Raw genomic sequence first — 9746 nt, forward strand, 5'->3', positions numbered from 1 at the left:
GGGGCGGGCGCCGCAGGCGCCGCAGCGGCCGGTGCCGCCGCCGGGGCGGCAGCCGGCGCGGCAGGAACTGCCGCGGCAGGCGCCGGGGCAGCCTGCTTCGGCGCGGCGGGCGCCGCGCTGGGGGTCGCAACCTTCACGGCTGCGGGCTTGGTGTCGTCCTTCTTGTCGTTGCCGCCGGCGCGCAGCTCAGCGGGGAACGTCTCCTTGATCTTGCGGACGACGGGGGGCTCGATCGTCGACGATGCCGACCGGACGAACTCCCCCTGGCTCTTCAAATGTGCGAGCAGGGTCTTGCTCTCGACTCCGAGCTCCTTCGCGAGCTCGTAGACCCGGACCTTAGCCACATCTCTCCTGTCTCGGTCCGACCTGACAGGAGTGGCCGAACCATGGTTATTGCTGGGGCTTGCTCATCGCTGAGTACTCATCGGGTGCTCATAGCGTTTCAACCCGCCTTGGTTCTTTTGACTGATCTATTGACTGATCCAACTCGCGTGGCCACCGCATCTGGCTGCGGCCACACGTCCTGCTACGGGCGCTGGATGCCGAGGTGTTGTGCGACCGCGCTCACGTCGACCGCAGCCTGCAGGCGCAGGGCACGTCCGAACGCCTTGCGGCGCACTGCCAGCTCGAAACACTCGGGCGTCGGGTGCAGCCATGCACCACGTCCCGGCATCCGGTGTCTCGGGTCAGGATGGAGGGGAACCGGGGTGATCCCGGCATCTCTGTCCGTCGCCGCGACGACTCGCAGCAGTGCCGACCAGCTATCCGTCCCTCGACATCCCACACACGTGCGGGATGGCTCGGCACGGAGTCCAGTCCGGTCGGCCACAGACAAGTCTACCGCGTGCACGACGCTCCCCGCTCCACGGGGTGTCGCGCCCACCAGCATTCAACGCCTGGACACCTCTGGGTATGCCGCCCGCCACGTGAGGGGGCGAAACGTCGGTCGGCGTGTGCTGCGGAGTCGATGCTCACTCGTCGTCGGGGGCGGCCTGGACACCGCCGCCAGGCGCGTTGGCCGGCTCGGTGTCGGGCCGGATGTCGATGCGCCAGCCGGTCAGCTTCGCGGCCAGGCGGGCGTTCTGCCCCTCCTTGCCGATGGCGAGGCTGAGCTGGTAGTCGGGCACGACGACGCGAGCGGCGCGGGCCGAGCTGTCGACGATCTCCACGGACTGCACCCGCGCCGGCGACAGCGCCGCGGCCACGAAGACCGCGGGGTCCTCGGAGTAGTCGACGATGTCGATCTTCTCCCCGCGCAGCTCGGTCATGACGGCCCGGACGCGGGCGCCCATCGGCCCGATGCAGGCGCCCTTGGCGTTGACTCCCGGCACCTTGCTGTGGACGGCGATCTTGGTGCGGTGCCCGGCCTCGCGGGCCAGCGCGGCGATCTCGACGGTGCCGTCGGCGATCTCCGGGACCTCGAACTTGAAGAGCGTGCGCACCAGGTTGGGGTGGGTGCGGCTGAGGCCGACCTGAGGGCCCTTGGGGCCACGCTTGACACTCACGACATAGCAGCGCAGGCGCTCCCCGTGGACATAGCGCTCCCCCGGCACCTGCTCCGCGAGCGGCAGGATCCCCTCGACCGTGCCGAAGTCGACCAGCACGTTCCGGGGGTCCTGGCTCTGCTGGATGATGCCCGAGATGACATCGCCCTCCCGGCCTTTGAAGTCGCCGAGGATGGCCTCGTCCTCGAGGTCGCGCAGCCGCTGGACGATGACCTGACGGGCGGTCGACGCGGCGATCCGCCCGAACCCCTCAGGCGTGTCGTCGAACTCGGGACCGGGCTCGGCTCGCACCGGCCGCTCACCGTCGTCCGACTCGAGCAGCTCACCCTCCTCACGAGCCCAGACCACGACGTGGCCCGTCTTGCGGTCGAGCTCGACGCGGGCGATCTTGTAGCTGCCCTCGGTGCGGTGGTACGCGACGAGCATCGCCTGCTCGATGGCCGGGATCAGCACGTCCAGACTGATGTCGCGTTCCCTCTCCAGGGCTCGCAAGGCGGCCAGGTCGATGTCCATCAGAGGTCCCCTTCCACGGCGGACGCCACGTCCGCATCATCGTCAGTCACGTCAGTGACGTCGTCGGTCACGTCGCTGCTCGCCCCGGCCGGCTCGGCGCGCTTGAACTCCACCTGCACCACGCCGCGCTGGACCGTGTCGAGGTCGAGCGTCACCTCGCGCGCAGGCGTCTTGCGGGTCGCCTCGACCGACAGCGTGAGGCGGTCGGCGCCGACATCGACGAGGCGACCGGTGTCCGTGCCGTCGGTGTGCACGACCTCGACGAGGCGGCCGACCTGCCGACGGAGCTGGTCGCGCGAGGTCAGCGGCCGGCCCACGCCGGGAGACGACACCTCGAGGACGTACGGGCTCTGGCCCATCACGTCTCCGGCGTCGAGCTCATCGCTGACCGCCCGCGTCGCGTCGGCCACCGCGTCGAGGCTCATGGGAGGGACGGTGCTCGTCGTGTCGGCCGCGTCGAGGTCGCTGATGTCGGTGTCGACGAGCACGCGCACCACCCGGCGCTTGCCGGCCGGAGACACCGAGACGTCCTCGACGACCAGCCCGAGAGGCGCGAGCACCGGCTCGAGCGCCGCCTTGATCTGCTGGGCCGTGGTCATGCTCGACGCCTCCCTTTTTCTCGAATGCCGCGACGACGCGCCGCCGGGTGCCGGGAGCGCGGAAACCCCGCGGTGCCCTCCACTCTATCGGCGGTGGGGGGTCCTCGCAGACCGCCCAGCGCGTGCGAAGATCACCGCATGGACGGCGACACCCGTGGACTCGGGTCACGGGTGATGAACCACCTCGGCAACCCGCCCCGCCGCCTGTTCGTCGTCGGTGGGGCTGCCGCGGTCCTGGCGGTCCTCGTCGACGGCGGGCTCCGGCTCGACCTGCCCCAGCCGACGCCACCACCTCGGACCCGCAAGAAGGCGCCCGACGAGGCGCTCCTGCTCGAGGTCGTCGGCGACCTGCAGGTGCTCATCGACGGTGAGACCGCCGTGCTGGCGGGGTCCGGCGCGAGCGCAACGGTGCGACGGCTGCGCGCCGTGCAGACCGAGCAGCTCCGAGTCCTCAAGGGACGGCTCACCAACGCCGGGGTGCCGACCGCCGTCATCAACGCCGCGGTGGCGAGGGCACGTGCCGGCAAGGCGGCCCCGACGCCTCCGACGACAGCGACCGGCACGACCGGCACACCCACCACCCCCGCTGGCACGCCGAGCACGACGTCCGCGACCCAGGCGGCCCGACGGACCATCCGCACGCGCGCCCAGCTCGCCGCCGCCCTCGACTCCCTCACGGCCGCCGACTGGGACCAGGTCGCCAAGGCGACTCCGCAGGCCCGCGAGCTGGTGGCGGCGGCATACGGCGTCCGTCTCGCCGGGGCGGTCCTGCTCGGGCGCGATGTCGAGCCCGGCCCGGCCAGCCCCGCACGGACCGAGATCATCGACCGCACCCAACCACTCGTGTACGCGTTCGAGGTAGCGGCGGCACAGAGCCGCGGCGACGAGCAGTCACGAGCTGCCGACACGCTCACCTCGCTGGGCCGCCTCGGGGTCAGCCTCTCGAGCGCCACCGGCTCGGAGCCGAGCGGCTGGGCCCTGCCCTTTCCCGTCACCACGCCCGAGGACGCCGCCCGCCTGGCCACGGACGTGCTGCGCACGGCCGTCGACGCGGCCACCGATGCAGCTGGGTCGAACCCGACCGGTGCGGCGCTCGAGGACGTCGGTCGCTGGACGGCACACGTGCAGGCCCTGGCAACGAAGTGGGACGTGCCGCTCACGCCCTTTCCCGGGGCCTCGGCGTGAGCATCGACCTGGTTCCCGCCCACTTCGCACACGCAGTGAGCGGGTACGCCGCCGACGGCTACGTCTCCGGCGAGGACTGGCTCGCCTCCCTGCCGGCCCTGCTCGTCGACCTGCTCGACGAGTGGGAGCTCGAGCCCATCGGCCGGAGCATGAGCGGAGCCTGCTCGGTGGTCGTGCCGGTGCGGCTGTTGGGTGGCGGACGCGAGGTCGTGGGCGCGAGCGGGGAGGGGGTGCTCAAGGTGACCTGGCCGCACCCCGAGGCGGCGACCGAGAGCATCGCGCTGCAGAGCTGGAACGGCCACGGCTCGGTGCGGCTCGTGCGGGCCGACCCGGCCCGCTTCGCGCTGCTGCTCGAGCGGCTCAACCCACGCGACCTGACCAGGGTCGACATCGACGAGGCGTGCGGCGTCATCGGCGACCTCCTGCACACCCTGCGCAGGCCTCCCCACCCACGAGTGCCCGCGCTCACGGCATACGCGCAGCGACAGGCGCGTGAGCTGCGCGACGCCCCGGCGCTGCTCCCCCGGCGCTATCTCGACCAGGCGGCCGCCTTGGCGGGCGAGCTCGTCGCGCGGCCGCCGGTCGAAGACCGTCTTCTGCACACCGACCTGCATTTCGAGAACGTCCTTGCGGGGTACCGCACCCCGTGGCTGGCCATCGACCCCAAGCCGATGGCCGGCGACCCGGCGTTCGAGGTGGCACCGGCGTTGTGGAACCGCTCCGACGAGCTCGGGACCGGCTCGCAGATCCGGTGGTCGCTGCGCCGCCGGCTGGAGATCATCTGCGATCGCGCCGGCATCGACGAGGGACGTGCGCGCGCCTGGACGATCGTTCGTGAGGCCGACAACGGCCTCGACGCGGCGATGTCGGCACGGTCCGGTGCCGACCGGGACACCCAGGCGTGGGCTCGGGAGAGGGTCAGCCTGGCGGTCATGATCATCAAGGCGATGAACGACTGAGGCTGCTCCGACCACCTCGTGGGACGCGGGATCAAATCGTTTCGATATCGAACGCTTGAACCCTTAACCTTGTCCGGCACCCCCCAACACTTCGATGTCGAAAGGCACTCGCATGCCTCGCCTTGCCATGCCCACCTTCCGTGAACCGCGCACGGCCATGCCGTCGCCGGCTCGCGAGATAGCACGCATCGCCGTGCCGGTGAGCATGGAGTTCGTCCTCATGCTGGTGCTCAACTTCGTCAACCAGATCGTCGTGGGCGGCCTCGGCGCGACCGCGATCGCCGCCGTCGGCTTCTCCAACAGCCTCACCTTCATCCTCGGTGTCACCCTTGGCGCGCTGGGCACCTCGGTGGCCATCCTCGTCGCGCGCGCTCACGGTGGTGGCCGGCACGAGACGCTCGACCACACCGTCACCGCGGCGGTCGTCGCCGCGCTCGTCCTCGGTGCCGTCGTGTCGTTCGTGCCATGGCTGTTCTCGGACCACCTGCTCGGGCTCGTGGGAGCCTCCCCGTCGGTCGCGGCCGCCGGCACCGACTACTTCCGGCTGACGGTGCTGGCCACGCTGCCCGTCGTGCTCAGTGCGGTCATGTCGGGAGTGCTGCGCTCGGTCGGCCGCGCCACGAGCCCGATGATCGCCACGATGATCACCGTCGTCGCAAACTCCGTCATCGCCTACTCCCTCGTCACCGGTGTCGGCCCCCTGCCTGCGCTCGGGGTCGCCGGAGCCGGCTGGGCGACCCTCGTCACGGCGACGGCGAAAGCGCTCATCCTCGCCTGGATGGCGTACGGCCCGCGGCGTGTCGTGCGCTGGAGCCTCCCGGACGACCTGGGCGGATGGCGCACCGTCATCGTGCCCCTCTTCGTGCTCGCCCTGCCCCTGGGTGTCACCGAGCTCTTCTGGACCGTCGGGACGTTCCTCTACAACGTCGTCTTCCAGCAGCTCGGCGACGAGGCCCTCGCTGCGGCGCAGATCGTCACCACCCTCGAAGGCATCTTCGTCGTCGGCAGCATCGGCCTCATGGCGGCGACGACGGCACTGGTCGGCCGATCGGTCGGTCGCGGTGACATCGCCGACGCCGTGGCGTGGGTGCGGCGGGTCAAGAAGGCGGGCGTCGGCACGGCGATCGCCTTCGGCGTGCTCTTCGCCGTGTCGGTGCTGCTCCTCGACCCGCTGTACGGCGAGGCCGGCCAGAACGTGCGCCTCATGGCCGGGGTCGGCATCCTGCTCAACGCCGCCTTCCAGGTCGTCAAGGTCCGCAACATGATCGTCGGTGCCGGGGTGCTGCCCAGCGGGAACGACGTGCGCGGTGTCATCCTCGGCGACGTCGTCGGCGCGTTCGGGGTCGGCCTGCCACTCGCGGTCCTGCTCGGCCTGCACACGCCGCTCGGCTTCGTGGGGGTCTTCGCCGCCCGCATCGTCGAGGAGCTCGTCAAGCTGGCGATCTTCAGCTACCGCGCCCGCCGGATCAAGTGGGAGCAGCTCGTCGCCACCGCTGCCTGATCCCCGTGTGTCGCCTAGCGTGAGGGGATGAGCAACCGCCTCGGCGAGGCCACCAGCCCGTACCTGCTGCAGCACAAGGACAACCCCGTCCACTGGCAGGAGTGGGGCCAGGAGGCGTTCGCCGAGGCGCGCCGGCGAAACGTGCCGGTGCTGCTGTCGGTCGGGTATGCCGCGTGCCACTGGTGCCACGTCATGGCTCACGAGTCGTTCGAGGACGAGACGGTCGCAGCGGCCGTCAACGAACGCTTCGTCGCCGTGAAGGTGGACCGCGAGGAGCGTCCCGACATCGACGCGGCATACATGTCTGCAGTGCAGGCCACGACCGGTCAGGGCGGCTGGCCGATGACGGTCTTCCTCACCCCCGAGGGCGAGCCCTTCTTCGGCGGGACCTACTTCAACCGCACGCAGTTCCTCCGCATTCTCGCGGCGCTCGACGACGCGTGGCGCACGAGGGAGCAGGAGGTGCGCGCCTCCGGCACCCACATCGCGTCCACCCTGGCCGGGGCGCTGCGGGCACCCGAGCCGTATGCCGTCGAGCCGGACGCGCTGTCCCGCGCTGTCACCGTGCTGTCCCGCCAGTTCGATGCTCGCGCAGGCGGTTTCGGTGGCGCCCCCAAGTTCCCGCCGTCGATGGTGCTCGAGTTCCTGCTACGGCACCACCACCGCACCGGGGACCACCTGGCGCTGGAGATGGCCGAGCAGACCCTCGAGACGATGGCGCGCAGCGGCATGTACGACCAGGTGGGTGGCGGGTTCGCCCGGTACGCCGTCGACGCCGACTGGGTGGTGCCGCACTTCGAGAAGATGCTCTACGACAACGCCCTGCTGCTGCGCGCCTACGCGTCATGGTGGAAGGTGAGCCGGAACCCGCTGGCGGAGAAGGTGATTCGTGAGACTGCCGCATTCCTCATCGACGAGCTCGGCACGCCCGAAGGTGCTTTCGCATCGTCGCTCGACGCCGACACCGACGGCCAGGAGGGGCTCACCTACGTCTGGACGCCGGGCCAGCTGCGCGACGCCCTCGGTGCGGATGCGGACGCAGCCGCCCGGCTGTTCGTGGTGACGGCCACCGGCACGTTCGAGCACGGCAGCTCGACGCTCCAGCTGCCGGCCGACCCCGCCGACGCCGCCTGGTTCGCCGACGTTCGCGCGCGCCTGGCGACCGCGCGCTCGGCCCGCCCCCAGCCGGGGCGAGACGACAAGGTCGTCTGCTCCTGGAACGGCCTGGCCATCGGTGCCCTCGCCGGGGCCGGCGCGGCCCTGGGTGTCGAGGAGTGGGTGGCAGTCGCCCGCCGATGCGCCGGCTTCGTGGTCGACACCCACCTGGTCGAGGGGGTGCTCTACCGTGCGTCCCGCGGCGGCCTCGTCGGCACCGCCCGCGCCGTCGCCGACGACCACGGGAACCTCGCGGATGGGCTGCTCGCGCTGCACCAGGCCACGGCCGAGACCCAGTGGCTCGACGTCGCCCGATCCATCCTCGGCACCGCCACCCAAGACTTCGCCGCCGGCGACGGCGGTTTCCACGACACCGCCGCCGACGCCGAGTCCCTCTACCTGCGCCCACGAAGCGCCGCCGACAACGCCGAGCCCTCCGGCCAGTCGGCGCTCGCGGGTGCGCTCGTGACCCTCGGCGCGCTCACCGGCGACCCGGCAGCGCTGGATGCCGGAATGGCCGCGACCGCGGCCGGCCTCGGGCTCGGTGTCCACGAGCCGAGGTTCGGCGGGTGGTCCCTGGCGGTGGCCGAGGCCGTCGTCAGCGGGCCGCTCCAGGTCGCGGTCGTCGGAGACGGACCAACAGCGGACGCCCTCGAGAGGGTGGCGCGGGAGTCCGCCAGCCCAGGCCTCGTCGTGGTCCGTGGCGAGCCCGACGCTCACGACGTGCCGCTGCTCGCGGGCCGGAGCCTCGTGGCCGGGCAGCCGGCGGCCTACGTCTGCCGCGGCATGGTCTGCGACCTGCCGACGACCGACCCCGCCGTCCTGGTCCACCAGCTCGGCCCCCATACGGCGGAGGGCGAGCCCTAGGGTGCCGGTGGCTGCGATGCTTCGTGCTCGGCGCTGCTGTCGATCGTCAGGTCAAGGTAGGCCGCTCAGTGTGCCTGGTGTCAGGAGGGTGTGCGGAAAGGATGCTGTCCCTGTACCCGCTGAGGCGGGGAGGTGAGCCGAGCGTTGTCGCGGCACCGGTCGCGTTCCTCGCCTCGGTCGACGCAGCGTGGATCACCGGCACGCGGGCTTGGTCAGGCCCACGCGAAGACCGACCAAGCCACACGTTTACCTGCGCCAGATGAGGTTTGCATTCGGTTGTCAGTGGTGGCTTCTATCCTTGGAGACATGCAAACAGCGGCAACCACCCAGCCCGACACGCTGGCTCCCGGCGCGCCCGGGACCCGCACATCGCGAGCCGGGACGCCTGCCCTCGCCGCGGGCGCTCCCGCCGACTCGTGCGACGGCGATGGGGTCGGTGGCCTGGTCGGGACGCTGGGGTCGCTCGTCGAGGTGCTCCAGGACACGCTCGAGACCCCGACCTGGGCCCTTCCCGAGCCCGCTATCGGCGAGGCGCTGGCCCGGGCCCAGCGGGTCCGGGCCTTGGCAGATACCCTGACCGTCCTTCTGGCCGGGGAGGCCGACAGCCGCGGCATCGGCACCCCCGACGGGCTCTCCCGGACCGACTGGCTCCGGGCCGCCGCGCCCGACCTCGACCCGGCCGCCGCGCCCACCCTGGCCCGCGTCGCCGGCGCCCTGCATCAGCCCCGATGGGCCGACCTGGCCAGCGGCGTCGCCCAGGGACAGGTGACGACCGCTCAGGCTGGGCTCATCCTGCGGTTCCACGACGACCTGGCCCGGGTCGCCGACCCCGACCATCTCGACGCCATCGTGTCCTCGATGGTGGAGGCCTGCCCGGCCCTGACGATGCGGGAGCTGGGCCGGCTCACCGGACACGCGCGAGCCAGCCTGAAACCCCCGGCCGAGCTCGATGCCAGCGACACCGCGATGCGGCTCGGGCGGGCCCTGACCCGGATCCGGACCACCACCGCCTACACCGAGTACCGGCTCCGGCTGGACCCCGAAGGCGCCGCCATCCTCGACGCCGCCATCGACCCCCTGGCCCGACCCCGACCCGACCACCACTGCACCCCCACCAACACCCCCAGCAGCACCCCCAGCGCGCACAGCCCAGACAGCGCAGACAGCGCCGACAATGCAGACAGCACAGACGGCGCGCCGCGCGACACCAGCGCGGCCGAAGCGGGCGAGGCCGGCCCCGGCGACGGCCGGACCGGCGACGCCTTCGCCCGTCAGTTCGGCAGCGGGTCCGGCAGCGGGTCTGGTCAGGGGGACCCGCGCACCGCCTCGACCCGCCGCGCCGACGCCCTGCTCGAACTGATCGGACGCGCCGTGGCCGCCCCCCCACGGCGTCACCCGCACCCCCCGCACCCAGCTGGTCATCACCATCACCCTGCAAGCCCTGCTCGGCCAGCTCCGCGGC

At 71.8% G+C, this 9746-nt stretch carries 9 protein-coding genes; 5 read left to right on the forward strand and 4 right to left on the reverse strand.

The window, feature by feature from the left end; translation table 11 throughout:
- From ACYVLP_RS23535 to ACYVLP_RS23550, 4 genes are all read right to left on the reverse strand, one after another.
- Positions 1 to 344 (reverse strand): translation initiation factor IF-2 N-terminal domain-containing protein (locus ACYVLP_RS23535; protein ID WP_460629719.1); only part of this gene is annotated, 344 nt, incomplete at its 3' end.
- 182 nt (positions 345 to 526) lie between these two features.
- Complete coding sequence (locus tag ACYVLP_RS23540; RefSeq protein WP_460629720.1) at positions 527 to 889, reverse strand: YlxR family protein; 363 nt, start codon at positions 887 to 889, stop codon at positions 527 to 529.
- Positions 890 to 971: 82 nt separating this feature from the next.
- Complete coding sequence (nusA, locus tag ACYVLP_RS23545) at positions 972 to 2018, reverse strand: transcription termination factor NusA (protein WP_460629721.1); 1047 nt, start codon at positions 2016 to 2018, stop codon at positions 972 to 974.
- A complete protein-coding gene (locus ACYVLP_RS23550) occupies positions 2018 to 2617 on the reverse strand; it encodes a ribosome maturation factor RimP (RefSeq protein ID WP_460629722.1) in 600 nt (199 codons plus the stop codon). The genes nusA and ACYVLP_RS23550 overlap by 1 nt, the downstream gene beginning before the upstream one ends.
- 138 nt (positions 2618 to 2755) lie before the next feature.
- Here ACYVLP_RS23550 and ACYVLP_RS23555 point away from each other — a divergent pair, with 138 nt between their 5' ends.
- The 5 genes from ACYVLP_RS23555 to ACYVLP_RS23575 all read left to right on the forward strand — a co-directional run.
- Positions 2756 to 3802, forward strand: a complete 1047-nt coding sequence (locus ACYVLP_RS23555; RefSeq protein ID WP_460629723.1) for a hypothetical protein — start codon at positions 2756 to 2758, stop codon at positions 3800 to 3802.
- Complete coding sequence (locus ACYVLP_RS23560; RefSeq protein ID WP_460629724.1) at positions 3799 to 4761, forward strand: aminoglycoside phosphotransferase family protein; 963 nt, start codon at positions 3799 to 3801, stop codon at positions 4759 to 4761. The genes ACYVLP_RS23555 and ACYVLP_RS23560 overlap by 4 nt, the downstream gene beginning before the upstream one ends.
- A 112-nt stretch (positions 4762 to 4873) precedes the next feature.
- The gene (locus ACYVLP_RS23565; RefSeq protein ID WP_460629725.1) at positions 4874 to 6262 is read left to right on the forward strand and encodes an MATE family efflux transporter; all 1389 of its coding nucleotides are present in this window, start codon (positions 4874 to 4876) and stop codon (positions 6260 to 6262) included.
- Positions 6263 to 6289: 27 nt separating this feature from the next.
- Positions 6290 to 8284: a thioredoxin domain-containing protein gene (locus ACYVLP_RS23570; protein ID WP_460629726.1), complete on the forward strand. Its 1995-nt coding sequence runs from the start codon at positions 6290 to 6292 to the stop codon at positions 8282 to 8284.
- Between the two features lie 306 nt (positions 8285 to 8590).
- Positions 8591 to 9746 (forward strand): DUF222 domain-containing protein (locus ACYVLP_RS23575; RefSeq protein ID WP_460629727.1); only part of this gene is annotated, 1156 nt, incomplete at its 3' end.

This window comes from Intrasporangium mesophilum (genome assembly GCF_054783095.1).

Bases quoted from the DNA above. Each gene is read 5' to 3' on its own strand.
- nusA (WP_460629721.1), bottom strand. From the start codon at position 2,018: ATGGACATCGACCTGGCCGCCTTGCGAGCCCTGGAGAGGGAACGCGAC.
- ACYVLP_RS23555 (WP_460629723.1), top strand. From the start codon at position 2,756: ATGGACGGCGACACCCGTGGACTCGGGTCACGGGTGATGAACCACCTC.
- ACYVLP_RS23550 (WP_460629722.1), bottom strand. From the start codon at position 2,617: ATGACCACGGCCCAGCAGATCAAGGCGGCGCTCGAGCCGGTGCTCGCG.
- ACYVLP_RS23565 (WP_460629725.1), top strand. From the start codon at position 4,874: ATGCCTCGCCTTGCCATGCCCACCTTCCGTGAACCGCGCACGGCCATG.
- ACYVLP_RS23540 (WP_460629720.1), bottom strand. From the start codon at position 889: ATGCTGGTGGGCGCGACACCCCGTGGAGCGGGGAGCGTCGTGCACGCG.
- ACYVLP_RS23570 (WP_460629726.1), top strand. From the start codon at position 6,290: ATGAGCAACCGCCTCGGCGAGGCCACCAGCCCGTACCTGCTGCAGCAC.